A 26,008-nucleotide genomic window follows, 5' to 3' on the forward strand; every position below is an offset into this window, starting at 1 on the left:
ATCGGTGGAGCTGCATGACAAAGTCATCGGGCATTATCTGAACATAAAACACTATCAATAAGTTGGAGTCATTACCGCTTGTATGACATGGTAATGGACGATCATGGCCAGAAAACGCAAATCAAGAAATAACAGTAAAATTGGTCACGGAGCGATTAGTCGCATTGGTAGACCGAATAATCCTTTTGAACCGCGTCGCAATCGCTACGCACAAAAATACTTAACGTTGGCGCTAATGGGCGGTGCCGCTTTTTTCGTATTGAAAGGTTGTAGCGATAGTAGCGATGTCGATAACGACGGCGACGGAACGTTTTACGCGACAGTGCAGGATTGTATTGATGACGGTAATAATGCCGACATTTGCGCGCGTGGCTGGAACAACGCCAAAGCGGCATTTTATGCCGATGTTCCGAAGAATATGACTCAGCAGAATTGTCAGTCTAAGTACGAAAATTGCTACTACGACAATGTTGAACAGAGTTGGATCCCGGTCGTTTCTGGATTTTTGTTAAGCCGGGTTATTCGTAAAGATCGCGATGAGCCGTTCGTCTATAACAGCGGCGGATCCTCATTTGCTTCCCGCCCCGTCTGGCGCAACACTTCCGGTGATTACTCCTGGCGCTCCGGTTCTGGCAAAAAAGAGTCTTACTCTTCAGGCGGCTTTACCACCAAAAAAGCGTCAACCGTTTCGCGCGGCGGCTATGGTCGTTCTTCCAGCGCCCGTGGGCATTGGGGAGGCTAATCATGCTGAGACACAACGTTCCTGTGCGACGGGATCTGGACCAGATCGCCGCTAACAACGGTTTCGACTTTCATATCATCGACAATGAAATCTATTGGGATGAGAGTCGGGCTTACCGTTTTACTCTGCGCCAGATTGAAGAGCAGATCGAAAAACCGACTGCGGAACTGCATCAGATGTGCCTTGAGGTGGTGGATCGCGCGGTAAAAGATGAAGAGATCCTGACGCAACTGGCGATCCCGCCGTTGTACTGGGATGTGATCGCTGAAAGCTGGCGCGCACGCGATCCTTCGCTGTATGGACGGATGGATTTTGCCTGGTGTGGCAATGCGCCGGTGAAGCTGCTGGAGTACAACGCCGATACGCCAACTTCATTGTACGAGTCGGCTTATTTCCAGTGGCTGTGGCTGGAGGATGCCCGGCGCAGCGGCATTATTCCGCGTGATGCCGATCAGTACAATGCTATTCAGGAACGCCTGATTTCACGCTTTAGCGAGCTTTACAGTCGGGAACCGTTTTATTTTTGCTGCTGTCAGGACACCGATGAAGACAGGAGTACCGTGCTGTACTTGCAGGACTGCGCCCAGCAGGCAGGGCAGGAGTCGCGGTTTATCTACATTGAAGATCTCGGTTTGGGCGTCGGCGGCGTACTGACCGATCTTGATGATAATGTCATCCAGCGTGCATTTAAGCTGTATCCGCTGGAGTGGATGATGCGTGACGATAATGGTCCGCTGCTGCGCAAGCGTCGCGAGCAATGGGTGGAGCCGTTATGGAAAAGTATCTTGAGTAATAAAGGGCTAATGCCGCTGCTTTGGCGCTTCTTCCCTGGTCATCCTAACCTTCTTGCATCCTGGTTTGAGGGTGAAAAACCGCAGATTGCCGCTGGCGAAAGCTATGTGCGTAAACCGATCTACTCGCGCGAAGGCGGAAATGTCACCATTTTCGACGGTCACAATAACGTCGTTGACCACGCTGATGGTGATTACGCCGATGAACCGATGATCTACCAGGCGTTTCAACCTCTGCCGCGATTTGGCGATAGCTACACACTCATCGGTAGCTGGATTGTCGATGATGAAGCGTGCGGAATGGGGATCCGTGAAGATAACACGCTGATCACCAAAGACACCTCACGTTTCGTTCCGCATTACATTGCTGGATAAGAATGTTTTAGCAATCTCTTTCTGTCATGAATCCATGGCAGTGACCATACTAATGGTGACTGCCATTGATGGAGGGAGACACAGTGCACTGGCAAACTCACACCGTTTTTAATCAACCTATACCATTAAATAACAGCAACTTATACCTGTCTGATGGCGCGCTCTGCGAAGCGGTAACGCGTGAAGGTGCTGGCTGGGATAGCGATTTTCTAGCCAGTATTGGTCAGCAGTTAGGAACGGCTGAATCCCTTGAACTGGGGCGGCTGGCGAATGTGAATCCGCCTGAATTATTGCGCTACGATGCGCAAGGACGCCGTCTGGACGATGTGCGTTTTCACCCCGCCTGGCACCTGCTGATGCAGGCACTATGTACCAATCGGGTGCACAATCTTGCCTGGGAAGAAGACGCTCGCTCCGGCGCATTTGTGGCGCGCGCGGCGCGTTTTATGTTACATGCGCAGGTTGAGGCTGGGTCGTTATGTCCGATAACCATGACCTTTGCCGCCACGCCATTGTTGTTACAGATGTTACCCACGCCGTTTCAGGACTGGACCACGCCGCTGCTGAGCGATCGCTACGATTCTCACTTATTGCCAGGTGGGCAAAAACGCGGTTTGTTGATTGGCATGGGAATGACGGAAAAGCAGGGCGGTTCCGATGTCATGAGCAACACCACCCGCGCAGAGCGCCTGGAAGATGGCTCTTATCGGCTGGTGGGGCATAAATGGTTTTTCTCGGTGCCGCAAAGCGATGCGCATCTGGTGCTGGCGCAGACTACGGGCGGTTTGTCCTGCTTTTTTGTGCCGCGCTTTTTGCCTGACGGGCAACGCAACGCGATTCGCCTCGAGCGGCTGAAAGATAAGCTGGGTAATCGCTCTAACGCCAGCTGCGAAGTGGAGTTTCAGGATGCCATTGGCTGGTTGTTGGGGCAGGAAGGGGAAGGAGTTCGTCTGATCCTGAAAATGGGGGGGATGACGCGTTTTGATTGCGCCCTAGGTAGCCATGCCATGATGCGCCGTGCATTTTCGCTGGCGATTTATCATGCACATCAACGCCATGTTTTTGGTAATCCATTGATCCAACAGCCCCTTATGCGTCATGTCTTAAGTCGCATGGCACTTCAGCTTGAAGGGCAAACGGCGTTGCTGTTTCGTCTTGCGCGAGCGTGGGACCGGCGCGCCGATGCCAAAGAAGCTCTGTGGGCGCGTTTATTTACACCTGCGGCAAAATTTGTGATCTGCAAACGAGGTATGCCGTTTGTGGCCGAAGCGATGGAGGTGCTGGGCGGCATTGGTTATTGCGAGGAGAGCGAGCTGCCGCGGCTTTACCGGGAGATGCCGGTAAACAGTATTTGGGAAGGTTCCGGCAATATTATGTGCCTGGATGTGCTGCGCGTTCTCAATAAGCAAGCGGGCGTATACGACTTATTGTCGGAAGCATTTTTGGAAGTGAAAGGGCAGGATCGTTATTTTGATCGCGCGGTTCGTCGTTTACAGCAGCAGCTGCGTAAGCCAGCTGAAGAACTGGGGCGAGAAATTACTCATCAGCTATTCCTGCTGGTCTGCGGTGCGCAAATGTTGAAATATGCCTCTCCGCCAATGGCGCAGGCGTGGTGTCAGGTGATGTTAGATACGCGCGGCGGCGTACGGTTGTCAGAGCAGATCCAGAATGATTTATTGCTGCGGGCGACGGGGGGAGTGTGTGTGTAAGCGTATACGACTGATGCGACGCTGGTTTCGATTAACTCAATGAAATATGTGAAAATTGTAGGCCGGACAAGGCGCTCGCGCCGCATCCGGCATTGTTCATTTGCTGTAGATGACACTCATGCATACAGTATTGCCTGTACGCGCCAGTTATCAGGCTGCTGGTCTTCGTACATGGTAATAATGCGGTACCATGACGCACCTTGTTCATCGGCCTTTAACGCCACGATACGTTCCACGTCCTGCGGATCCCCTGAAATATTGCTAACTGAGATCTGACCTATTTCATTCAGGCCCGTCACGCAGTCAGCACTGGCGAATTCTGCAGACTGTGCCGTGGCGCTCGCAGGATAAGTCACTAATTGCAGCGAGGGTGAGGCAAGTAATTGTTTCATCGTCAGCTCCATTTTTCGTTTCCCCACATGTTGCAGGGCATTCCATCGCGGTAATAAACGCCCAGGCTTCCAGCCGGTAATTTATTGTGCACAGGTAAACGCATAGGGACGCAAAGCAATGTAAAGCTGACTATGTAAGTTGTCTGATTTATTTACGGTACAAAATGGCTTGTGAATACCACTGTCCTGTCACGATGGTTTCGTCCACCATGACGACAACGTAATAATCAGCTTTTGCAGCGACAGCTTTCGCTTTGATTTCTGCTAATGCGTCATCCGGAGAACCCCGAACCATCGTGCTTACGCTACCTATTCGCTGTAACCCTTGCGTCTGGTCGCGGCGAATCTCTTGCGGATGGTCCGTTACTGGCGGTGCTGGCTGTGGCGTACCTTGCAGTGCGCTACAGGCACTTAACATCAACACCAATAATAAACTGGCAAACCGGTAAATAACGCTATTACGTTTCCTGCTAACCATAGTGTAGTGCCTTATTAATTTAACTTTGGGGGAATGTTCCCGAATTGTTACCTGGTACGCGATTTTCGAATGAAAACGTGACGAAAGCGTAACCCACATCTCAACATTATGAACTAATACCGCCAGCAGAAACTTGTGCTAAGGATTTCTTCATGTCATACCAGACAAAAAGGAGAGACAGATGATTGAAATAGAATCACGCGAGCTGGCAGATATTCCCGTTCTTCATGCTTATCCTGTCGGGCAAAAAGATACCCCGTTACCGTGCGTAATTTTTTATCACGGCTTTACTTCATCCAGCCTGGTGTATAGCTATTTTGCCGTTGCGCTGGCGCAGGCTGGTTTGCGGGTGATCATGCCGGATGCGCCCGATCACGGTAGCCGTTTTAGTGGCGACGAAGCGCGGCGGTTAAATCAATTCTGGCAAATCTTGCTACAAAGTATGCAGGAATTCACTACTTTACGTGCGGCAATAGCCGAAGAAAACTGGCTGCGTGATGACCGTCTGGCAGTCGGTGGCGCGTCGATGGGCGCGATGACGGCACTGGGAATTACCGCTCGCCACCCCACGGTGAAATGTACCGCCAGTATGATGGGATCAGGCTATTTTACATCGCTCGCCCGTTCACTGTTTCCACCGCTGATACCTGAAACGGCAGCACAACAGAATGAATTCAATAACATTGTCGCGCCGCTGGCAGAGTGGGAAGCGACAAACCACCTGGAACAACTTGGTGACAGACCTCTACTGCTGTGGCATGGCCTCGACGATGACGTTGTGCCTGCCGATGAATCACTACGTTTGCAGCAGGCCTTAAGCGAGACGGGACGGGATAAACTGCTAACCTGTTCATGGCAGCCAGGCGTGCGTCACCGCATTACGCCTGAGGCGTTAGATGCTGCAGTGACATTTTTCCGCCAGCATCTTTAAACACGCAGAATGCTGACCCCTTGCGCTTCCAGTTGTTGCAGGATTTCCGGGTTAGCATTTTTGCCGGTGATCAGCATATCAATTTGATCGGCACGGCTAAAAAGCATTCCCGCGCGTTCGCCAATCTTACTGCTATCAACCAGTACCACCAGTTTCCCTACCACGCTCAGCATCTTCTGCTCTGCCATTGCCGTCAGCATATCGGTTTTATACAACCCTTCTGCTGTCAGTCCTTTGCCGCTGGTAAACATCCAGTGCCCGGCATAGAGACTGTTTTCGCTGCCCTGCGGGCTTAAAGTGATGGACTGACTTTTGTTGTACTGTCCGCCCATAATGATCACGCTGTCATGTTCTTGATCGATCAGGTAATTTGCCAGCGGTAGATAATTAGTGATGATTTGCACTGGCTTGCCACACATTTCCCGCCCAAGCAGAAACGCGGTGGAGCCGCAGTTGATGACTACGCTTTCGCCCGGATTAACCAGCTGCGAGGCCGCTTTAGCGATACGTACTTTTTCATCGTGATTCTGCGCCTGATGCAGATTCATCGGCGTCCAGCGCGGGCGCTGTTGGGTAATAGCTTCTGCGCCATTGCGCACTTTTTTCAGTTTGCCGCTTTCGTCAAGTTTATTGATATCGCGTCGCGCAGTGGCAGGCGAAATTCCCAGACGCTCAACGACTTTCTCAACGGTCACAAAGCCCAATTGTGCGAGCATTTCCAGGAGGATTTGATGTCTTTGTGCTTCAGTCATGAGCTATTCCGATAAAATTTGATTTTTTTAGATGATATTTGAAATAGCCAGGAAATACTACGCCGGATAGCGCGAACTACTCCACGCTATCCGGTATAAACGACAGATTACAGGAATGACTTGAACGGCAGATCCGGTTCAATAGTGAAGCAATCATCGAAACCGCGCGGATAGTGGTACTCGAAGTTGTCTTTATCCAGCGGCCAGGTAAATTTGCCGCCAACCTGCCAGATAAACGGCTTGAAGCCATACTTCAGACGATCTTTTTTCATCTCCCACAGCACGCGGATCTCTTGCGGATCGGCCTGGAAGTTTGACCAGATATCGTGGTGGAACGGGATAACCACTTTCGCATTCAGGGCTTCACCCATACGCAGCATATCGGCGCTGGTCATTTTGTCGGTGATACCGCGCGGGTTTTCGCCGTATGAACCTAAAGCCACGTCGATCTGATGTTCGTTACCGTGCTTCGCATAATAGTTAGAGTAGTGGGAGTCGCCGCTGTGATACAGGGAGCCGCCAGGCGTTTTGAACAGATAGTTCACCGCGCGATCGTCCATGCCGTCCGGCAGTACGCCAGCCGCTTTTTGATCGGCAGGCAGGGTGATCAGTGCAGTACGGTCGAAAGCGTCAAGCGCATGAATTTCAATGTCTTTCACTTTTACAACATCGCCCGGTTTGACCACGATGCAACGCTCTTTCGGTACGCCCCAGCCAATCCACAAATCCACACAGGTTTTCGGTCCAATGAACGGTACGTCATCAGCACAGTTCTGCATCACAGCAGCAGCGACGTTGACGTCGATATGATCGTTGTGATCGTGAGTCGCCAGTACCGCGTCGACCTGGCTAATCGCAAACGGATCAAGAACAAACGGGGTGGTGCGCAGGTTTGGCTGCAGTTTTTTCACGCCAGCCATGCGCTGCATTTGGTGACCCTGTTTCATTAACGGGTTACCGTGACTTTGTTTGCCAGTGCCGCACCAGAAATCAACGCAAACGTTGGTGCCACCTTCCGATTTTAACCAGATCCCGGTGCAGCCAAGCCACCACATCGCAAATGTGCCAGGAGCGACCTGTTCTTGTTCAATTTCTTCATTCAACCAGCTACCCCACTCCGGGAAAGTGCTCAGGATCCAGGATTCACGGGTGATACTTTTCACTTTACTCATCGCCATTTACCTTCATGATAGTTTAATTCGAATCAATATGTGATTGGTTTTGATTAATCCTGACACTATTTTTTCAGGAAGGCAATGACCATTTTTTGACTTTTTGCCAGGGAAGTTGTTGTTGATTTTGAGTGTGGAAAGATTTAATGGAATGTGTAGTTAAATTAACTAAATGAATTTAAATAAATAATTGTTTCGTTGTGTGAATCCCACTCTATCCGTGTGGAATTATTTGCGGGTCGCGTCACATTTAATCATAAATAATCTTGTTGTGATTACTTTTGAAAATTAGAGTGAGTGCACAACATTCCGGGTGTGCGGAATACCCGGTTACCTCTTCTTCAGGAGATCGTTATGGAGATCCTCTACAACATCTTTACCGTGTTTTTTAACCAGGTCATGACCAATGCCCCGTTGTTGCTGGGTATTGTGACCTGTCTGGGCTACATCCTACTGCGCAAAAGTGTCAGCGTTATTATTAAAGGCACGATTAAAACCATAATTGGTTTCATGTTGTTGCAGGCAGGGTCCGGCATCCTCACCAGCACCTTCAAACCGGTGGTGGCGAAAATGTCCGAAGTCTACGGCATTAACGGCGCAATTTCCGATACTTACGCGTCGATGATGACAACCATCGACCGCATGGGCGATGCCTATAGCTGGGTAGGTTACGCGGTGTTGTTAGCGCTGGCGCTGAACATCTGTTACGTGCTGCTGCGTCGCATTACCGGTATTCGTACCATCATGCTGACTGGTCATATCATGTTCCAGCAGGCGGGGCTGATTGCCGTTACGTTGTTTATTTTCGGCTACTCCATGTGGACAACCATTATCTGCACGGCGATTCTGGTTTCGCTCTACTGGGGCATTACCTCCAACATGATGTACAAGCCGACTCAGGAAGTGACGGACGGCTGCGGTTTCTCCATCGGTCACCAGCAACAGTTTGCATCATGGATTGCCTATAAAGTTGCGCCGTTCCTCGGCAAAAAAGAGGAAAGCGTTGAAGACCTCAAACTGCCAGGCTGGCTGAATATTTTCCACGACAACATCGTCTCCACGGCGATTGTGATGACCATCTTCTTTGGTGCCATTCTGCTCTCCTTCGGTATCGACACTGTGCAGGCGATGGCAGGCAAAGTGAACTGGACGGTGTACATCCTGCAAACTGGTTTCTCCTTCGCGGTGGCGATCTTCATCATCACTCAGGGCGTGCGCATGTTTGTGGCGGAACTCTCTGAAGCATTTAACGGTATCTCCCAGCGCCTGATCCCTGGTGCGGTTCTGGCGATTGACTGTGCGGCTATCTATAGCTTCGCGCCGAACGCCGTGGTTTGGGGCTTTATGTGGGGCACCATCGGTCAGCTGATTGCGGTTGGCATCCTGGTCGCCTGCGGTTCCTCGATCCTGATTATTCCCGGCTTTATCCCGATGTTCTTCTCCAACGCCACCATCGGCGTGTTCGCTAACCACTTCGGCGGCTGGCGTGCGGCGCTGAAGATTTGTCTGGTGATGGGGATGATCGAAATCTTTGGTTGCGTCTGGGCGGTGAAACTCACCGGTATGAGTGCCTGGATGGGCATGGCGGACTGGTCGATTCTGGCACCGCCGATGATGCAAGGCTTCTTCTCCATCGGTATCGCCTTTATGGCCGTCATCATTGTAATTGCACTGGCTTATATGTTCTTCGCTGGCCGCGCGCTGCGCGCAGAAGAAGATGCAGAAAAACAACTGGCAGAACAGTCTGCTTAATAAGGAGTTTTGATTATGACCGTACGTATTCTGGCTGTGTGTGGCAACGGACAAGGCAGTTCCATGATCATGAAGATGAAAGTGGACCAGTTTTTAACCCAATCAAACATTGACCACACGGTAAACAGCTGCGCGGTTGGCGAATACAAAAGCGAGTTGAGCGGCGCGGATATCATCATCGCTTCTACGCACATTGCGGGCGAAATCACCGTGACCGGCAACAAATACGTGGTTGGCGTGCGCAACATGCTCTCTCCTGCTGACTTTGGCCCGAAACTGCTGGAAGTGATCAAAGAGCATTTCCCGCAGGATGTGAAGTAAGGACGCGCCATGAAATTACGTGATTCGCTGGCGGAAAATAAATCCATCCGCCTGCAGGCTGAAGCAGAGACATGGCAGGACGCAGTGAAAATCGGCGTTGACCTGCTGGTGGCGGCGGATGTTGTCGAGCCGCGCTATTACCAGGCGATTCTGGATGGCGTGGAACAGTTTGGCCCTTATTTCGTTATCGCTCCGGGGCTGGCGATGCCGCACGGGCGGCCGGAAGAGGGTGTTAAGAAAACAGGTTTCTCTCTGGTAACGCTGAAAAAGCCGCTGGAATTTAACCACGACGACAACGATCCGGTGGATATCCTCATCACCATGGCGGCGGTCGATGCCAATACTCACCAGGAAGTGGGCATCATGCAGATCGTCAACCTGTTTGAAGATGAAGAGAATTTTGACCGTTTACGCGCCTGCCGTACCGAGCAGGAAGTACTGGATCTCATTGACCGCACCAACGCGGCAGCTTAAGAAGGAATTGAACATGTCATTACCGATGTTGCAAGTCGCGCTGGACAACCAGACTATGGATAGCGCCTACGAAACCACTCGCCTGATTGCCGAAGAAGTCGACATTATCGAAGTGGGCACCATTCTGTGCGTGGGCGAAGGCGTGCGTGCGGTTCGTGACCTGAAAGCGCTCTACCCGCACAAAATCGTACTGGCAGACGCCAAAATTGCCGATGCAGGCAAAATCCTTTCGCGTATGTGCTTCGAAGCCAACGCTGACTGGGTGACGGTAATTTGCTGTGCGGATATCAACACCGCCAAAGGCGCGCTGGACGTGGCAAAAGAGTTTAACGGCGACGTGCAGATCGAACTGACCGGTTACTGGACCTGGGAACAGGCGCAACAGTGGCGCGATGCAGGCATTCAGCAGGTGGTTTATCACCGCAGCCGTGACGCGCAGGCCGCAGGCGTGGCGTGGGGCGAAGCGGACATCACCGCGATCAAACGTCTTTCCGATATGGGCTTCAAAGTCACCGTCACCGGAGGCCTGGCGCTGGAAGATCTGCCGCTGTTCAAGGGTATTCCGATTCACGTCTTTATCGCGGGCCGTAGTATCCGTGATGCCGCTTCTCCGGTGGAAGCCGCACGTCAGTTCAAACGTTCCATCGCTGAACTGTGGGGCTAAGGAGCGGATATGTTGTCCAAACAAATCCCGCTTGGCATCTATGAAAAAGCGCTCCCCGCCGGGGAGTGCTGGCTGGAACGCCTGCAACTGGCAAAAACGTTGGGCTTCGATTTTGTCGAGATGTCGGTAGATGAAACGGACGAGCGCCTGTCGCGCCTCGACTGGAGCCGCGAGCAGCGTCTGGCGCTGGTCAATGCGATTGTTGAAACCGGCGTGCGCGTGCCGTCCATGTGCCTTTCTGCTCATCGTCGTTTCCCGCTGGGCAGTGAAGATGACGCGGTGCGGGCGCAGGGGCTGGAGATTATGCGTAAAGCTATCCAGTTCGCCCAGGATGTCGGTATTCGCGTGATCCAGCTGGCGGGCTATGACGTTTACTATCAGGAAGCCAATAACGAAACGCGTCGTCGTTTCCGTGACGGCCTGAAAGAGAGCGTTGAGATGGCAAGCCGCGCGCAGGTGACGCTGGCGATGGAGATCATGGATTATCCGTTGATGAACTCCATCAGCAAGGCGCTGGGCTACGCGCACTATCTCAACAATCCGTGGTTCCAGCTCTACCCGGATATCGGCAACCTGTCGGCGTGGGACAACGATGTGCAGATGGAGTTGCAGGCCGGAATCGGGCATATCGTCGCGGTACATGTGAAAGACACCAAACCTGGCGTCTTCAAAAACGTGCCGTTTGGCGAAGGTGTAGTGGATTTCGAACGTTGTTTCGAAACGCTCAAACAGAGTGGCTATTGCGGGCCGTACCTGATTGAGATGTGGAGCGAAACGGCGGAAGACCCGGCGGCAGAAGTGGCGAAAGCGCGCGATTGGGTGAAAGCGCGCATGGCCAAAGCAGGCATGGTGGAGGCGGCATAATGCAAAAGCTAAAACAGCAGGTGTTTGAAGCCAACATGGATCTGCCGCGCTATGGGCTGGTGACCTTTACCTGGGGCAACGTCAGCGCTATCGACCGCGAACGCGGGCTGGTGGTGATCAAACCCAGCGGCGTTGCCTACGAAACCATGAAAGCGGCCGATATGGTGGTGGTTGATATGAGCGGCAAGGTGGTGGAAGGGGAGTATCGCCCATCTTCCGACACTGCGACGCATCTCGAACTCTACCGTCGTTACCCGTCGCTTGGCGGCATTGTCCATACCCACTCCACTCATGCCACCGCATGGGCGCAGGCGGGGCTGGCGATCCCGGCGTTAGGCACCACGCACGCTGACTACTTCTTTGGCGACATTCCGTGTACGCGCGGGTTAAGCGAAGAAGAGGTGCAGGGCGAGTATGAACTGAACACCGGCAAAGTGATTATCGAAACGCTGGGCAACGCCGAGCCGCTGCATACGCCGGGAATTGTGGTGTATCAGCACGGACCGTTCGCCTGGGGGAAAGATGCCCACGATGCGGTGCATAACGCGGTGGTGATGGAAGAAGTGGCGAAAATGGCGTGGATTGCGCGCAGTATTAACCCACAACTCAATCACATCGACAGCTTCCTGATGAATAAACACTTCATGCGTAAACACGGTCCTAACGCTTATTACGGGCAGAAGTAGAACACGCGCTGCGGAAATTTCCTTCCTCGGGAGATAACTGGTCTAATTCCGCAGCCGTTTTTCAAAAAAAGCCCCCTGCGAAGGGGGCAAAGCAAACTATGGCAATGTTTCGTTGGTTATACCTGGTGCTAGCGATAAATATCCGCGCTGGCGTGCATATTGCCGTTACTCCCCGGTTCCCGCATCAGAATTACGTGGTAGTACGTTGCGCCTTGCGCATCTGTCTCTTCATTTAATGCCTGACGTGCTTCACTTTCAGTGGCGAAGTTATGGTTGATATAAATCACGCCTAAGCTTTGCACATCGTCCATATTTCTGGCCTGGTGGTTATTAATTTCAATGGCTGCCCATGTATTTGCACTTAGCAAAAGCACAGCCAGAAGGGCTAAAACTCGACTGAACATAGATACCTCCTCGACGGCTGACTTTGTGTGCTCTCCTCTGTGATGATCTTCTGATTTAATTTTAATCAATGATAAAGAAGTTGATGGTGACCATTTCTGATGCAGTTGTTCGAAAAAACACCATGATGAAGTGTGATGAACTCCAAATCAGCGGTTTAGAGGTTAATTGCGAAAGGGGAGATTTATTTCGGCTCTGCCCTTGAGTTTAGCGAGGCATACAAGTACTATAACGCGTCATTTTTCAGCCGACCTTTAACACGTTCCTTGCCTCCCCGGGATTCGGCTGACCCAGACAGGAGGCTGAATAATCCGTAAGGAGCAATTCGATGCGTCATTACGAAATCGTTTTTATGGTCCATCCTGACCAGAGCGAACAGGTTCCGGGCATGATCGAGCGCTACACTGCTGCCATCACTGGTGCAGAAGGCAAGATCCACCGTCTGGAAGACTGGGGCCGCCGTCAGCTGGCTTACCCGATCAACAAACTGCACAAAGCACACTACGTTCTGATGAACGTTGAAGCTCCGCAGGAAGTGATCGATGAGCTGGAAACTACCTTCCGCTTCAACGATGCCGTTATCCGCAGCATGGTTATGCGTACCAAGCACGCTGTTACCGAAGCATCTCCGATGGTTAAAGCGAAAGACGAGCGCCGTGAGCGTCGCGATGATTTCGCAAACGAAACCGCTGATGATGCTGAAGCTGGGGATTCTGAAGAGTAATTTCTGATGACCAACCGTCTGGTGTTGTCCGGCACCGTGTGCAGGACTCCCCTTCGAAAGGTCAGTCCATCAGGAATTCCTCACTGCCAGTTCGTGCTTGAGCATCGTTCTGTGCAGGAGGAAGCCGGCTTTCACCGGCAGGCATGGTGTCAAATGCCCGTTATTGTTAGCGGACACGAAAACCAGGCCATTACTCACAGTATAACGGTCGGCAGTCGCATAACCGTTCAGGGGTTCATTTCATGCCACAAGGCAAAGAACGGACTGAGCAAAATGGTTTTGCATGCCGAGCAGATTGAATTGATAGATTCTGGAGACTAGCCATATGGCACGTTATTTCCGTCGTCGCAAGTTCTGCCGTTTCACCGCGGAAGGCGTTCAAGAGATCGACTATAAAGATATCGCTACGCTGAAAAACTACATCACCGAAAGCGGTAAGATTGTCCCAAGCCGTATCACCGGTACCCGTGCAAAATACCAGCGTCAGCTGGCTCGCGCTATCAAACGCGCTCGCTACCTGTCCCTGCTGCCGTACACTGATCGCCATCAGTAATCGGTCACGGTCCATTAATACGACTTTGAGAGGATAAGGTAATGCAAGTTATTCTGCTTGATAAAGTAGCAAACCTGGGTAGCCTGGGTGATCAGGTAAACGTTAAAGCGGGCTATGCTCGTAACTTCCTGGTACCGCAGGGTAAAGCTGTTCCAGCTACCAAGAAAAACATTGAATTCTTCGAAGCACGTCGCGCTGAACTGGAAGCTAAACTGGCTGAAGTTCTGGCAGCTGCTAATGCTCGCGCTGAGAAAATCAATGCACTGGAAACTGTTACCATCGCGTCTAAAGCTGGCGACGAAGGTAAACTGTTCGGTTCCATCGGTACTCGCGACATCGCTGACGCTGTAACTGCAGCTGGCGTTGAAGTGGCTAAGAGCGAAGTTCGTCTGCCGAACGGCGTTCTGCGTACCACTGGCGAACACGAAGTGAGCTTCCAGGTTCACAGCGAAGTATTCGCGAAAGTGATCGTAAACGTAGTAGCTGAATAATTCGTTATTCAACGAGACGTAAAAACGCCGACCATTGGTCGGCGTTTTGCTTTCTATTTTTCGTCAGGTATTAGTTTCGCAAGTAGATCCATTCACCATTCTCTTGTGTCCATAAGTCAGGATGGTTTGCTGGCGTTAGATGCATACGATCACTCCTTATGTCTCGGTCCTGCGGCACTCGCTCGAAACCCAAACCCGAGTAGATTGCTGCTGAACTTGATAAGGAACGCAGACCAATTTTCAAATCATGGGGTAAATCAGAATACGCGTTTAGCAATGCAGCAATGATGAATCCGAGGGCATTAGAAACGCCTGTAACAGTGCGAAGTTGGTCGATATAAAGATCGATTGTTGGTAGTTCAGATGACCAGCAATTAGGCATTTGGGCAGGAAGGGTTACAACGTATCCTATCGTTTGGCCGGTATAGTCTGGAGTACCATAACCAGGTCCCAAAACCACTTCGTGTATTGTGTATTTACTATTGGGTTCGAAGGATTCGACATCTTGCAATAAATATTTCAGTTCTGCGGTTAACCTCGCACCCGTGTAAGCTTTATTGTATTTCTGGGCGTGAATATTATCTAATGTAGCTTCATGGTTCCATCCAAAAGAATTATCACCATTCATTGTTATTCCATCGTAAGCATTACACCTCGTCGCTAACTTATTGAATGCTTGCCAGTCTGAGAGATCTAGTTTGTGGATCTCAACAGTACGTCTGCCATCGCAATTATGATCTCTTCCACGATTTGAAAGTAATGTAGCGCGTGCGTATTGATGAAATTTTAATTTTACTGGTTTGTCGGTGGACGAAAAACGAGATAAATATGCAGGAAATGAATAAATAGTGGTTGGTAATGTCATTGTAATGTTACCTGTTTAATATTTTTACAAATATCGCAGCTGAATGTTCAAAGAAAAAGAATTGATATTAATAAAAATAAGTTTGTTTTCTGAAGTGGTGAAAATAGCGGATGGTGAAAGATATTAATATCAAAAATCGCTCATTATGGATATAACGATGCACTCGGGGAGAAAATGACTTCCACGCCTTACCATTCTTGTTGTGCGGTATGTAATTATTCTACGCTGTCGGTATCGGTGTATTCGTTAATCAGCAGGTTAGCCAGCCACAAAAAGCCATTGAGAAAATTATTGATTTTACATGGGATTATTATATTGCTAATCCTTGGTTTTTAAAAATTGTGCATAGTGAAAATCAAAGTAAAGGTGTGCATTATGCAAAATCACAGCGTCTCTTAGAAATTAACCATGCGCACTTGCAGTTAATGGAATCCTTATTGGATGAAGGGAAGAAACACAATATTTTTAAGCCAGATATCGACCCATTGCAGGTGAATATTAATATTGCTGCGCTTGGCGGATATTATTTGATCAACCAGCATACGCTTGGCCTGGTTTATCCGGTGCGCCGTAAAACCCCGTCCTTCAGGGCGGGGATATACGGCGCGGTTTTCCACCTGACCAGGTGTTTGCTGTTGTTCAATGTATTGACGGATGGCGGATATTGGCGCACCTCCGCAGCTACTGGCAAAATAGCCAGGACTCCACAAAACGCCTTTGTAGTAATACCTGACTGCAATATCTGGTCGATCTCGTCGCAGTAACCTACTCGATACGCCTTTGAGGCTGTTTACCAGACTGGATATCGCCAGTTTGGGAGGATAGTTAATTAACAAATGGACGTGATCTGGTTCGCCATCCATTTCAACCAGTTCAGTTTCAAAATCAGCACATACATTTGAAAAGTAAGTGCGTAGTTTTTCTGTCGCGTCATAGTCAAAAATCTGACGTCGGTATCTGGTGACAAAGACCAGATGAACATGCATCAGGAAAACACAATGCCTTCCACGCCGGATATCGGTTTCTTTTTTCACAGACCAAAGTATCATTTGGCCTGTGAAACGACTACAGGCATTTAAATTCCAGTTAAGACCAGGTGGTCAACAGGAGCGTGAAATGAGGCGCATGTCGTTTCGTTTTCAATCGTGCTCTGGCGCTTCAGAATGAGAATCATGAGGCCGGTAATAAATACATCCCTTACGGGAAAATGGCTTCCTGGCTGGTTGAGTGGAAAAACGCCACTGAAACGCAATGGCTTAAAGATTCTCCCTCACAGCCATTGCAACAGTCACTGAAAGACCTTGAGCGGGCTTACAAAAACTTCTTCCAGAATCGGGCTGCTTTTCCCCGATTCAAAAAGCGGGGACAGAATGATGCATTCCGCTACCCGCAGGGCGTTAAGCTCGATCAGGAAAACAGTCGTATTTTTCTGCCGAAACTTGGCTGGATGCGCTACCGGAATAGCCGTCAGGTTACGGGAGTTGTGAAAAATGTCACTGTCAGCCAGTCCTGCGGTAAGTGGTACATCAGTATTCAGACTGAAAATGAAGTATCAACTCCGGTTCACCCTTCAGCATTAATGGTCGGACTGGATGCTGGCGTGGCTAAACTCGCCACGCTGTCAGATGGCACAGTCTTTGGGCCTGTAAACAGTTTTCAGAAAAACCAGAAGACGCTGGCGAGACTTCAGCGACAGTTAAGCCGCAAGGTCAAATTCAGCAACAACTGGCAGAAGCAGAAACGCAAAATACAGCGACTGCATTCCCGTATCGCAAATATCCGCAGGGACTACCTTCACAAAGTCACAACGACCGTCAGCAAAAACCACGCAATGATAGTCATTGAGGATTTGAAGGTCAGCAACATGTCAAAGTCAGCAGCGGGTACGGTCAGCCAGCCGGGGCGCAATGTCCGGGCAAAATCAGGTTTAAACCGTTCGATACTGGATCAGGGCTGGTATGAAATGCGCCGCCAGCTTGAGTACAAGCAGCTCTGGCGTGGCGGTCAGGTGCTTGCTGTTCCGCCAGCGTACACAAGCCAGCGTTGCGCGTGCTGTGGTCATACAGCGAAAGAAAATCGCCTGTCACAAAGTAAATTCAGATGCCAGGCATGTGGATATACAGCGAACGCTGATGTAAATGGCGCTCGTAACATTTTAGCGGCGGGGCACGCCGTTCTTGCCTGTGGAGAGATGGTGCAGTCAGGCCGCCCGTTGAAGCAGGAACCCACCGAAATGATTCAGGCGACAGCCTGAACGTAGCAGGGATCCACGTCCTTCAGGGCGTGGAGGATGTCAACACATCAGTATGGTTTCACCCCAGGCACAGGAAGCCAGACGTAAGGTCATCAAAGAGACAATCCTTAGCTGGCTTTTGGTTGACCCGTCATCTACCGCGCACGAATAAAACTGCCATCCGGCTGGCGGGTGAACAGGACCTGTTGATTATTCCCCGTATCAATGGTTAAGCCCGTCACCACGCCGCTGGCGTTCTGGCGGATTTTCACCATCTGCCCGTTTTGCAAATTACTCAGCGGCTTACCCGCGCCTTCTACCTGCGCCATTGCATAGACATCGGTAGCGGGCAGTCCGTGGTCGCGGAACAGCTGCGCCATCGTTTTACCGGGTTCGACACGGTAAGAGCGCCATTGATTATCAATTCCGCTATCTGGCTGGAATGGTTGCGTTTGGGAAGTTTGCGGCTGCTCTTCTGGCTGGCCTTCCTGTATAGGTTCTGGAGCGACCGGAGCCACCTGATCAGGATCATTTTGTGGTGTGACTAATTGCGCCCGCAGCTGTTCTTCTGTCGGCGGTTGGGATTGCGACTGAATATCTAACTGCGCTTCACGCGTCACCACCGGCGCGTTGGGCGTATCATCAGATGGAAGCAGAAATCCGACCACCAATACAATGGCGGCAATAATGATCCCCCGACGATGCATCGGCGGCAGCGGGTCCATGAAGCGAAAATTGTCCGGCGCGTGCCAGACTTTCTCCAGGGTTGGTTTTAGTTCAAAGCGCCCGGGCATGGTTTCCTCCTGCTCCGCGTCTTGTTCCTCAATCATAGCCTATGAATAAGCTAACGCTATGATGTCCGTGGTAAACCCGCCTTTATTATATTCATACGGGATATTGCTATTGTTTCTTTTTCCCCGGGATTTGTCATCATTCCTGCGACAAAGTTTTACCCAAAGAAGTGTGGCTGATATGCTGCCCGCTACTTTTATACCCTAAGAAAGGAAATACGATGACCACCCCAACTTTTGACACCATCGAAGCGCAAGCAAGCTACGGCATTGGTTTGCAGGTAGGGCAACAACTGAGTGAATCTGGCCTGGAAGGGCTGCTGCCAGAAGCACTGGTTGCAGGTATTGCCGATGCGCTGGAAGGCAAACATCCGGCTGTTCCGGTTGATGTGGTGCATCGCGCACTGCGTGAAATCCACGAACGCGCCGATGCCGTTCGTCGTCAGCGTTTCCAGGCGATGGCTGCTGAAGGTGTGAAATATCTTGAAGAAAATGCCAAAAAAGAAGGTGTGAACAGCACCGAATCTGGCCTGCAATTCCGCGTGATCAACCAGGGTGAAGGCGCAATTCCGGCACGTACCGACCGCGTTCGTGTTCATTACACCGGTAAACTGATCGACGGCACCGTGTTTGACAGCTCCGTTGCTCGTGGTGAACCCGCTGAATTCCCGGTTAACGGCGTGATCCCTGGCTGGATTGAAGCACTGACTCTGATGCCGGTAGGTTCTAAATGGGAACTGACTATCCCGCAGGAACTGGCATATGGCGAGCGTGGCGCAGGCGCGTCCATCCCTCCGTTCAGCACCCTGGTGTTTGAAGTCGAACTGCTGGAAATCCTCTAAGCAGCGCATTCTGTTCCCCTCGAACCAGAGGGGAGCAGGCATGCAGCAATAAACCCTTCAGTTTGCCAAACGGCGCTATTTTGTTTTGCAAAGACCCCGTAAGCGTGTATTTTTGTGAGCTGTTTCGCGTTATCACCGTGATATGACACTCACTTTAAACATAAAATTAACATTAGATCTAAATCTTAGTATTCATCCCGCGTATTGTTACCTAATATCGATGAGTCCCGATACAGATTCGTCGTATCATAGACTGACTAAAGGCCGTAGAGCCTGAACAACACAGACAGGTACAGGAAGAAAAAAACATGGTAGATCAGGTAAAAGTCGTTGCCGATGATCAGGCTCCGGCTGAACAGTCGCTACGGCGCAATCTCACAAACCGACATATTCAGCTTATTGCCATTGGCGGTGCCATTGGTACGGGGTTGTTTATGGGGTCCGGCAAAACGATTAGCCTTGCCGGGCCGTCGATCATTTTCGTTTATATGATCATTGGTTTTATGCTCTTTTTCGTGATGCGGGCAATGGGGGAATTGCTGCTTTCGAATCTGGAATACAAATCTTTTAGTGACTTCGCTTCCGATTTACTCGGGCCGTGGGCAGGATATTTCACCGGCTGGACTTACTGGTTCTGCTGGGTTGTAACCGGTATGGCAGACGTGGTGGCGATCACGGCTTATGCTCAGTTCTGGTTCCCCGATCTCTCCGACTGGGTCGCCTCGCTGGCGGTGATAGTGCTGCTGCTGACGCTCAACCTTGCCACCGTGAAAATGTTCGGTGAGATGGAGTTCTGGTTTGCGATGATCAAAATCGTCGCCATCGTGTCGCTGATTGTCGTCGGCCTGGTCATGGTGGCGATGCACTTTCAGTCACCGACTGGTGTGGAAGCGTCATTCGCGCATTTGTGGAACGATGGCGGCTGGTTCCCGAAAGGTTTAAGTGGCTTCTTTGCCGGATTCCAGATAGCGGTTTTCGCTTTCGTGGGGATTGAGCTGGTAGGTACAACAGCTGCGGAAACCAAAGATCCGGAGAAATCACTGCCACGCGCGATTAACTCCATTCCGATCCGTATCATTATGTTCTACGTCTTCGCGCTGATTGTGATTATGTCCGTGACGCCGTGGAGTTCGGTAGTCCCGGAGAAAAGCCCGTTTGTTGAACTGTTCGTGTTGGTGGGGCTGCCTGCTGCCGCAAGTGTGATCAACTTTGTGGTACTGACCTCTGCGGCGTCTTCCGCTAACAGCGGCGTCTTCTCTACCAGCCGTATGCTGTTTGGTCTGGCGCAGGAAGGTGTGGCACCGAAAGCGTTCGCTAAACTTTCTAAGCGCGCAGTACCAGCGAAAGGGCTGACCTTCTCCTGCATCTGCCTGCTCGGCGGTGTGGTGATGTTGTATGTGAATCCTAGCGTGATTGGCGCGTTCACGATGATTACAACCGTTTCCGCGATTCTGTTTATGTTCGTCTGGACAATTATCCTTTGCTCGTACCTTGTGTATCGCAAACAGCGTCCTCATCTGCATGAGAAGTCGATCTACAAGATGCCGCTCGGCAAGCTGATGTGCTGGGTATGTATGGCGTTCTTTGTGTTCGTGGTCGTGTTGCTGACACTGGAAGATGACACTCGCCAGGCGCTGCTGGTCACTCCGCTGTGGTTTATCGCGCTGGGGCTGGGCTGGTTGTTTATTGGTAAGAAGCGGGCTGCTGAACTGCGGAAATAACCGCATTATCATGCTGGATGGCGCAATGCCATCCAGCTTTTAGATCACTCACCCGCCAGCGCGCGTGGGAACAGTACATTGTTTTCCAGGCTGATGTGATCCATCAGGTCATCAATCAGTTCATTAATGCCGTTATACATCGCTTTCCAGGTGGTGCAGGCTTCCGGCGGCGGTGTGACGTTATTGGTGGTGTGTTTGATCACTTCCAGCAGTTCGCCCGCTTCATCGTGCTCGCTTTCCATTACGCTGATTGGCCCCATTGCCTGGCTGCCCATGCCTTGTTTGATCATCGGGAAGAGGATCTGCTCTTCTTTCATCATGTGGCTGGAAAGCTCTTCATGCAGCATAGTCAGGTATTTTGTCAGCCCTTTTGGCACGCTCGGTTTGTCGGCGTGAACGCGCTCGACTTTAGTCGCTTGCAGAATCAGCTCCGGCAGTTGCTCGCGGTGACGATCGTGGTAGCGCACGATGATATGGTCGATGATTTCTGCCAGCGGGGCGCTACGCCAGTCTTTCTCAATCGGTTGTTCAGCGAGCTTTGCCAGTTCAGCTTCAATGACCTCAACATCCAGTTCTTTACGTGCCGCCGCACGCGCCAGCGTTTGCTTACCGCCGCAGCAGTAATCCATATCATATTTACGAAACAGAGCTGAAGCGCGAGGAATAGAGAGCGCCAGTTCACCTAAAGGTTGGTCGCGATAAGCCATAGCTGATACCTCATTCTTAATAAGATAAGATGTATTTTAAATGCATCTTTAAGGCAAAAGCTATAACCCTTACGTAGCAGAGACTTATTTAACTCACTGCCAGCGTGTCAACTTTCTGAGACAGATTCAGTTAAAGGTTTTTCTGGTTTTGCTCTGACCGCGATGACCACGCCAATCACTAACAGCGCGATACCGCTCAGCGTCATTAGCGGCGGCATTTGCTGGCGGAGTAAAAAGGTGTACAGCAAACCTGCCAGCGTTTCGAAAACAATCAGCGGCCCGAGAATCACTGTCGGTAATCGCTGGCTGGCGACGTTCCAGCAGAGTGCGCCAACCCATGAGCAAAGCACGGCTATCGCAATCATCAGACTAATAAACACCAGCGGACGGGGGCCAAAGGGTAGGGAGAAGTCCGGCGTTTGCGTATTCAGCCAGTAACAAGCGACGAGATAGCCGATGAGAGAAACCGGCAGCGTGACCAGTGCCTGCGCCGTCGCCCACATCATTGGATGTTTGTCGGGATTTTCCCGCAGCCAGCGGGCGTTGCGCAGGGCATACCACGCCCAGCAGACCACGGAAACTAACGCCAGCACGATGCCAGAGGTATAACGTGCCCAGTCAAAATTGGGGAGTCCGTGGTTTAACTCAGCAATATTCACACACGCCAGGCCGATGCCAATACAAATCAGTGCCGGGGCGAGTTTTCCCCACGCGAGTTTGCCGTCGCGCTGGCTATAAAGCAGATTGGCGAAGACGGGAATGACCACCGGCAGGGTGCCGATAATCATCGTGGAAACAGGCGCGCCAGTACGTTGAATGGCACTGGCAAGGCAGAAGTAATAGATGAGGTTGCCCATCATAGTGAGCATCAAGGCGGTAAGCCAGTCGCGACGCGCCAACTGACGCAGACGCACGCGTCCCAGCCAGGCAATGGGCAGCGCAATTAACCCTAACGCCAGATAACGCCCCATCGACTGCAACATCGCCGGGTATTCCGGCACGATCAACGGCCCGACAAAAATAAGCCCCCACATCAACCCTGCTAACAGGGCGTACAGCACGCCGCTAATCATTACTGGCATCCATTGATCTGTCAGAAGAAAGTTCAGGAAGCAGACATGATTGCTCCCGGCATCCCGTCATTATCAGAGAGGATGCGGGAGGATGCCACTTTAATTAACTAGTTATTAACATTAAAAAGATGGCTTACGCTTTCGGCTAACGTTGTCGTTGGGTGGCCAATCAATTTGCTAAGTGTTTTGCTGTCATCAAACAGACCGCCTTTCGATGCGCCAACGTCAGAATCCGCCAGCATATCCGCCAGTCCGTCGGGCAGTCCGACGCTTTTCAGTGCCGCGGCGAAATCGGCTTCGCTCAGATTTTGATAGGTAACCTGTTTGCCGCTCTGTTTGGTCAGCTCTGCCGCTAACTGTGTCAACGTCCAGGCACTATCGCCCGCCAGTTCGTAAACCTTGCCTTCGTGACCGGCTTCGCTAATCACGCGTGCCGCAGCTGCCGCATAATCTGCCCGCGTTGCTGAGGCGATTTTGCCATCGCCCGCCGCACCGATAAATACGCCGTGTTCCAGTGCTGCCGGGGCGCTGGCGAGGTAGTTTTCGCTGTACCAGCCGTTGCGCAGCAGGGTGTAAACGATGCCAGAATCAGCCAGCATTTTCTCCGTCTCGATGTGCTCATCGGCGAGGCCGAGCGGGGAGGTATCTGCATGTAGCAGGCTGGTATAAGCGATAAATTTCACGCCAGCCGCCTTTGCGGCATTAATAACATTACGATGCTGCGGGGCACGTTGACCCACTTCGCTGGAAGAGATCAGCAGTAGTTTTTCCACTCCCTGAAGTGCAGATGTCAGTGCGGCTTCATCGCCGTAGTCAGCCTGACGCACGGTAATGCCTTGTGCTGCCAGGGCCTGGGCTTTTGCCGGATTACGAACGATAGCCACTATTTGGCTGGCAGGAACCGTTTTCATCAAGGATTCAATAACATAGTGACCAAGTTGGCCAGTGGCACCAGTAATAGCGATCATGGGAAGTCTCCATCGTTTTGTCTTGTGTTTAAATACGCTAACACCTAAACTTACTTTTAGTAAGTACACACAAAAAGGTAAGTATGGAATGAGTCAGGTTAGCCTGTCGCAACAACTGAAAGAGGGTAATCTCTTTGCGGAACAGTGCCCGTCGCGCGAGGTGTTGAAACACGTCACCAGCCGTTGGGGGGTGTTGATTCTGGTGGCGCTACGCGAAGGTACTCATCGCTTTAGCGACCTGCGGCGCAAAATCGGCGGGGTGAGCGAAAAGATGCTTGCGCAGTCGTTACAGGCGTTAGAACAGGATGGTTTTCTTAACCGTATCGCGTATCCGGTGGTGCCGCCGCATGTGGAATATAGCCTCACGCCGCTGGGCGAGCAGGTGAGCGAAAAGGTTGCTGCACTGGCGGACTGGATTGAGTTGAATTTGCCCGAGGTGTTGGCGGTGCGGGATGAACGTGCGGCATAACTGCCGGCTGCGCTTATCCGGCCTACGGTTCATGACTTGTAGGGCGGATAAGATGCGCCAGCATCGCATCCGACAAAAGTGCCGGATGCGGTTGATGATTTATAGGCCGAAAAAGAAGTGTATTACTTACTCAAATCCACCTGATAAATCGCAAACCCGATATCATCGGTCGCGACTTTATTCATCGGATATTGCCCTTTCTCTTTAATAAACGCCGCGGCTTTATCTGATGGAGAGGTTTCGAAACGGATATCCAGTTTCTTATCGCCAGCTATCGGTGCTAAACGCCAGTTGTTATCTGCCGCCGGGTGAATTTCCCCCGCACGTTTCGACTCATCAGCAATCCACGCTGCCAGCACCGAGCGGTTCTCATCCGGTGAAGCAAAAGCGATATGGCTGTCGCCCGTACCGGCAAATTTGCCGCCGTAAGCGCGATAGTTATTGGTGGCAACCAGGAACATGGCGTTCGGATCAATCGGCTTGCCATTAAAGGTCAGGTTCTTAATCCTTTCCGCATTGGCATTAACCATCTGGCACTCGCCGTCATAACGGGCAGGCTGGGTAACATCAATCTGATAATTCACACCATCAATCACATCAAAGTTATAGGTGCGGAAACCATCCCAGTTGATGAGTGACTGTGGTTTCGTGTTGTCAGGATCAATCTGGTTAAACTGTCCGGCGGAGCACTCCAGCCACTCTTTCACCTCTTTACCGCTGGCTTTCACCACAATCAGCGTATTGGGGTAGAGATAAAGATCGGCGGCATTACGGAAGGTCAACTGGCCTTTTTCCACCTCCACATAGCTTGCCGGATCATTTTTGCGACCACCAACTTTAAACGGTGCAGCAGCTGAAAGCACCGGCAGTTTTGCCAGATCCGGATCGCCCTGAATGTAATGCTCGACATACGCTTTTTGCGCGTTGTTCACCACCTGCACGGTCGGATCGTCCTGCACCAGCGCCAGATAGCTATACATATTGTCGGCGGATTTACCGATTGGCTTGCTGACGAACTGGCGTGTGGCATCGTGATCGGCTTTGAGTGTTTCTACCAGCTTGCTGTCTTCCGCCGCGAGGGATTTTTTATTGGCGATGTCGTAAATCGGCCGTGCTTCCGCTTTCGCCTGCGTCACCTGCCATTTACCGCTGTTATTACTGAGTTGTAAGTCGACCACCCCAAGATGATCGCCCCACATGCCCGGCATTACCGCCGGAACACCATTCAGCGTGCCTTTCGCGATATCAGCCCCTTCGATATCAGCAAAATCTTTACCTGGGAAAACGGCGTGAGCATGGCCAAACATAATGGCGTTAACGCCAGGAATTTCACTGAGGTAATAAACTGAGTTTTCCGCCATCACTTTATACGGATCGGCAGATAGCCCGGAATGCGCCAGAACGACAACGACATCGGCACCTTTCTCGCGCATTTCAGGCACGTATTTGCGCACGGTTTCGGTAATATCATTCACCGTCACTTTTCCGGATAAATTAGCTTTATCCCAGCCCATGATTTGCGGCGGCACGACGCCAATATAGCCAATCTTCAGCGTCTGTTTTTTTCCGTCTTTATCGACCACTTCGGTATCTTTAATTAAATACGGTGTAAACATTGGCTGTTTGGTTCTGGCGTCAATGACGTTGGCATTTACATAAGGGAATTTCGCTCCCGCCAGCGCATTTTTCAGGTAATCCAGACCGTAGTTAAATTCATGATTGCCGAGTGTACCGACCGTGTAATCCAGCGTATTCAGCGCCTTATAAACCGGATGAACATCACCTGCTTTTAATCATTTCGCCGACATGTAATCGGCCAGTGGACTCCCCTGAATCAAATCGCCGTTATCGACCAGTACGCTGTTTTTCACTTCATTGCGGGCATCGTTAATCAGGCTTGCCGTACGTACCAGTCCGAATTTTTCCGTGGCGGTGTCTTTGTAATAATCGAAATCCATCATGTTGCTATGCAGATCAGTGGTTTCCATGATACGCAGATCGACCGTCGCTGCATTCACACTGGCGGCAATCAGCGTGGCCAGGAGCGTTGCGCTAAACTTAATCAT

At 51.1% G+C, this 26,008-nt stretch carries 28 protein-coding genes and 5 pseudogenes; 21 read left to right on the forward strand and 12 right to left on the reverse strand.

Annotation, left to right across the window (positions count from 1 at the left end):
- The 4 genes from RTW80_RS31315 to RTW80_RS09995 all read left to right on the forward strand — a co-directional run.
- Nucleotides 1–61 (forward strand): IS1 family transposase (locus RTW80_RS31315; protein ID WP_071528444.1); only part of this gene is annotated, 61 nt, incomplete at its 5' end.
- A 42-nt stretch (nt 62–103) separates the two neighbouring features.
- The gene (locus RTW80_RS09985) at nt 104–742 is read left to right on the forward strand and encodes a DUF1190 domain-containing protein (RefSeq protein ID WP_000101682.1); all 639 of its coding nucleotides are present in this window, start codon (nt 104–106) and stop codon (nt 740–742) included.
- A gap of 2 nt (nt 743–744) precedes the next feature.
- Entirely contained in the window at nt 745–1,908 is a 1,164-nt protein-coding gene (locus RTW80_RS09990; protein WP_000943981.1) for a glutathionylspermidine synthase family protein, read from the forward strand.
- A gap of 83 nt (nt 1,909–1,991) precedes the next feature.
- On the forward strand, nt 1,992–3,617 hold the full coding sequence (locus RTW80_RS09995) for an isovaleryl-CoA dehydrogenase (RefSeq protein ID WP_001556743.1): 1,626 nt from the start codon (nt 1,992–1,994) through the stop codon (nt 3,615–3,617).
- A 116-nt stretch (nt 3,618–3,733) separates the two neighbouring features.
- On the opposite strand, the gene yjfN is transcribed toward RTW80_RS09995, so the two are convergent.
- On the reverse strand, nt 3,734–4,009 hold the full coding sequence (yjfN, locus tag RTW80_RS10000) for a DUF1471 family protease activator YjfN (RefSeq protein ID WP_000811566.1): 276 nt from the start codon (nt 4,007–4,009) through the stop codon (nt 3,734–3,736).
- A 148-nt stretch (nt 4,010–4,157) separates the two neighbouring features.
- Nucleotides 4,158–4,487 carry a biofilm peroxide resistance protein BsmA gene (bsmA, locus tag RTW80_RS10005; protein WP_000254633.1) on the reverse strand — a complete coding sequence of 110 codons (330 nt, stop codon included), beginning with the start codon at nt 4,485–4,487 and terminating at the stop codon, nt 4,158–4,160.
- Nucleotides 4,488–4,668: 181 nt separating this feature from the next.
- Here bsmA and yjfP point away from each other — a divergent pair, with 181 nt between their 5' ends.
- Complete coding sequence (yjfP, locus tag RTW80_RS10010) at nt 4,669–5,418, forward strand: esterase (protein WP_000569723.1); 750 nt, start codon at nt 4,669–4,671, stop codon at nt 5,416–5,418.
- Here yjfP and ulaR read toward each other — a convergent pair.
- Together ulaR and ulaG are read right to left on the reverse strand one after the other, a co-directional pair.
- Nucleotides 5,415–6,170, reverse strand: coding sequence for an HTH-type transcriptional regulator UlaR (ulaR, locus tag RTW80_RS10015; RefSeq protein WP_000133631.1), 756 nt, complete (start codon nt 6,168–6,170; stop codon nt 5,415–5,417). The two genes, yjfP and ulaR, sit on opposite strands and share 4 nt — an antisense overlap.
- Nucleotides 6,171–6,277: 107 nt before the next feature.
- Nucleotides 6,278–7,342 carry an L-ascorbate 6-phosphate lactonase gene (gene ulaG, locus RTW80_RS10020; RefSeq protein ID WP_001556744.1) on the reverse strand — a complete coding sequence of 355 codons (1,065 nt, stop codon included), beginning with the start codon at nt 7,340–7,342 and terminating at the stop codon, nt 6,278–6,280.
- Between the two features lie 354 nt (nt 7,343–7,696).
- On the opposite strand from ulaG, the gene ulaA reads away from it, so the two are divergent.
- Genes ulaA through ulaF form a run of 6 tightly spaced genes read left to right on the forward strand, consistent with a single transcriptional unit; the run spans nt 7,697 to nt 12,103 of the window.
- Entirely contained in the window at nt 7,697–9,094 is a 1,398-nt protein-coding gene (ulaA, locus tag RTW80_RS10025) for a PTS ascorbate transporter subunit IIC (RefSeq protein ID WP_001353960.1), read from the forward strand.
- Between the two features lie 15 nt (nt 9,095–9,109).
- Complete coding sequence (gene ulaB / locus RTW80_RS10030; RefSeq protein ID WP_000218362.1) at nt 9,110–9,415, forward strand: PTS ascorbate transporter subunit IIB; 306 nt, start codon at nt 9,110–9,112, stop codon at nt 9,413–9,415.
- A gap of 9 nt (nt 9,416–9,424) precedes the next feature.
- Complete coding sequence (gene ulaC / locus RTW80_RS10035; RefSeq protein ID WP_000776510.1) at nt 9,425–9,889, forward strand: PTS ascorbate transporter subunit IIA; 465 nt, start codon at nt 9,425–9,427, stop codon at nt 9,887–9,889.
- 13 nt (nt 9,890–9,902) lie between these two features.
- Nucleotides 9,903–10,553, forward strand: coding sequence for a 3-keto-L-gulonate-6-phosphate decarboxylase UlaD (ulaD, locus tag RTW80_RS10040; RefSeq protein WP_000056760.1), 651 nt, complete (start codon nt 9,903–9,905; stop codon nt 10,551–10,553).
- 9 nt (nt 10,554–10,562) lie between these two features.
- Nucleotides 10,563–11,417: an L-ribulose-5-phosphate 3-epimerase UlaE gene (ulaE, locus tag RTW80_RS10045; RefSeq protein ID WP_000949511.1), complete on the forward strand. Its 855-nt coding sequence runs from the start codon at nt 10,563–10,565 to the stop codon at nt 11,415–11,417.
- Nucleotides 11,417–12,103 carry an L-ribulose-5-phosphate 4-epimerase UlaF gene (gene ulaF / locus RTW80_RS10050; RefSeq protein ID WP_001170792.1) on the forward strand — a complete coding sequence of 229 codons (687 nt, stop codon included), beginning with the start codon at nt 11,417–11,419 and terminating at the stop codon, nt 12,101–12,103. Before ulaE ends, ulaF begins: the two co-directional genes overlap by 1 nt.
- 128 nt (nt 12,104–12,231) lie before the next feature.
- Here ulaF and yjfY read toward each other — a convergent pair whose 3' ends face one another.
- Nucleotides 12,232–12,507: a DUF1471 family protein YjfY gene (gene yjfY, locus RTW80_RS10055; RefSeq protein ID WP_000492914.1), complete on the reverse strand. Its 276-nt coding sequence runs from the start codon at nt 12,505–12,507 to the stop codon at nt 12,232–12,234.
- A gap of 326 nt (nt 12,508–12,833) precedes the next feature.
- Here yjfY and rpsF point away from each other — a divergent pair, with 326 nt between their 5' ends.
- From rpsF to rplI, 4 genes are read left to right on the forward strand one after another with little or no spacing between them, the layout of a single operon-like run.
- Complete coding sequence (rpsF, locus tag RTW80_RS10060) at nt 12,834–13,229, forward strand: 30S ribosomal protein S6 (protein ID WP_001216676.1); 396 nt, start codon at nt 12,834–12,836, stop codon at nt 13,227–13,229.
- A gap of 6 nt (nt 13,230–13,235) precedes the next feature.
- Nucleotides 13,236–13,550: a primosomal replication protein N gene (gene priB / locus RTW80_RS10065; RefSeq protein ID WP_001296681.1), complete on the forward strand. Its 315-nt coding sequence runs from the start codon at nt 13,236–13,238 to the stop codon at nt 13,548–13,550.
- 4 nt (nt 13,551–13,554) lie between these two features.
- Complete coding sequence (gene rpsR, locus RTW80_RS10070) at nt 13,555–13,782, forward strand: 30S ribosomal protein S18 (RefSeq protein ID WP_000135199.1); 228 nt, start codon at nt 13,555–13,557, stop codon at nt 13,780–13,782.
- A 41-nt stretch (nt 13,783–13,823) separates the two neighbouring features.
- Nucleotides 13,824–14,273 (forward strand): 50S ribosomal protein L9, encoded by a 450-nt coding sequence (rplI, locus tag RTW80_RS10075; RefSeq protein WP_001196062.1) that lies wholly within the window; start codon nt 13,824–13,826, stop codon nt 14,271–14,273.
- A gap of 70 nt (nt 14,274–14,343) precedes the next feature.
- On the opposite strand, the gene RTW80_RS10080 is transcribed toward rplI, so the two are convergent.
- Nucleotides 14,344–15,138, reverse strand: a complete 795-nt coding sequence (locus RTW80_RS10080; RefSeq protein ID WP_000174715.1) for a DUF2686 family protein — start codon at nt 15,136–15,138, stop codon at nt 14,344–14,346.
- A 266-nt stretch (nt 15,139–15,404) separates the two neighbouring features.
- Here RTW80_RS10080 and RTW80_RS10085 point away from each other — a divergent pair.
- Nucleotides 15,405–15,719, forward strand: a pseudogene (locus RTW80_RS10085) (TetR/AcrR family transcriptional regulator); the annotation flags it as partial.
- 42 nt (nt 15,720–15,761) lie between these two features.
- Here RTW80_RS10085 and tnpA read toward each other — a convergent pair.
- Nucleotides 15,762–16,187, reverse strand: a pseudogene (gene tnpA / locus RTW80_RS10090) (IS200/IS605 family transposase); the annotation flags it as partial.
- A gap of 7 nt (nt 16,188–16,194) precedes the next feature.
- Here tnpA and RTW80_RS10095 point away from each other — a divergent pair.
- Both RTW80_RS10095 and RTW80_RS10100 read left to right on the forward strand, forming a co-directional pair.
- Nucleotides 16,195–17,392 (forward strand): annotated as a pseudogene (locus RTW80_RS10095) (RNA-guided endonuclease InsQ/TnpB family protein).
- Nucleotides 17,393–17,435: 43 nt separating this feature from the next.
- A pseudogene (locus RTW80_RS10100) lies at nt 17,436–17,543 on the forward strand (TetR/AcrR family transcriptional regulator); the annotation flags it as partial.
- Here the strand turns inward: RTW80_RS10100 and ytfB are convergent.
- Nucleotides 17,527–18,165 carry a cell division protein YtfB gene (ytfB, locus tag RTW80_RS10105; RefSeq protein ID WP_001119471.1) on the reverse strand — a complete coding sequence of 213 codons (639 nt, stop codon included), beginning with the start codon at nt 18,163–18,165 and terminating at the stop codon, nt 17,527–17,529. The pseudogene RTW80_RS10100 and the gene ytfB overlap by 17 nt on opposite strands.
- A 218-nt stretch (nt 18,166–18,383) precedes the next feature.
- Here ytfB and fklB point away from each other — a divergent pair, with 218 nt between their 5' ends.
- The gene (gene fklB, locus RTW80_RS10110) at nt 18,384–19,004 is read left to right on the forward strand and encodes an FKBP-type peptidyl-prolyl cis-trans isomerase (protein ID WP_000211225.1); all 621 of its coding nucleotides are present in this window, start codon (nt 18,384–18,386) and stop codon (nt 19,002–19,004) included.
- Nucleotides 19,005–19,312: 308 nt separating this feature from the next.
- Nucleotides 19,313–20,725, forward strand: a complete 1,413-nt coding sequence (gene cycA / locus RTW80_RS10115) for a D-serine/D-alanine/glycine transporter (RefSeq protein WP_000228346.1) — start codon at nt 19,313–19,315, stop codon at nt 20,723–20,725.
- Nucleotides 20,726–20,769: 44 nt separating this feature from the next.
- Here cycA and ytfE read toward each other — a convergent pair whose 3' ends face one another.
- The 3 genes from ytfE to qorB all read right to left on the reverse strand — a co-directional run bounded on the left by ytfE (nt 20,770) and on the right by qorB (nt 23,473).
- On the reverse strand, nt 20,770–21,432 hold the full coding sequence (gene ytfE, locus RTW80_RS10120; protein WP_000331456.1) for an iron-sulfur cluster repair protein YtfE: 663 nt from the start codon (nt 21,430–21,432) through the stop codon (nt 20,770–20,772).
- A gap of 107 nt (nt 21,433–21,539) precedes the next feature.
- Nucleotides 21,540–22,505 (reverse strand): DMT family transporter, encoded by a 966-nt coding sequence (locus RTW80_RS10125; RefSeq protein ID WP_001301505.1) that lies wholly within the window; start codon nt 22,503–22,505, stop codon nt 21,540–21,542.
- Nucleotides 22,506–22,612: 107 nt separating this feature from the next.
- On the reverse strand, nt 22,613–23,473 hold the full coding sequence (qorB, locus tag RTW80_RS10130; RefSeq protein WP_000560561.1) for an NAD(P)H:quinone oxidoreductase: 861 nt from the start codon (nt 23,471–23,473) through the stop codon (nt 22,613–22,615).
- Between the two features lie 88 nt (nt 23,474–23,561).
- Between qorB and RTW80_RS10135 the strand changes: the two genes are divergently transcribed.
- Nucleotides 23,562–23,942 carry a winged helix-turn-helix transcriptional regulator gene (locus RTW80_RS10135; RefSeq protein ID WP_000084622.1) on the forward strand — a complete coding sequence of 127 codons (381 nt, stop codon included), beginning with the start codon at nt 23,562–23,564 and terminating at the stop codon, nt 23,940–23,942.
- 122 nt (nt 23,943–24,064) lie between these two features.
- On the opposite strand, the pseudogene cpdB reads toward RTW80_RS10135, so the two are convergent.
- Nucleotides 24,065–26,008: pseudogene (gene cpdB, locus RTW80_RS10140) on the reverse strand (2',3'-cyclic-nucleotide 2'-phosphodiesterase).

The sequence above is a fragment of the Escherichia sp. AM3 genome, assembly GCF_032029835.1.
In the GTDB taxonomy this organism is placed as follows: Bacteria; Pseudomonadota; Gammaproteobacteria; order Enterobacterales; family Enterobacteriaceae; genus Escherichia; species Escherichia coli.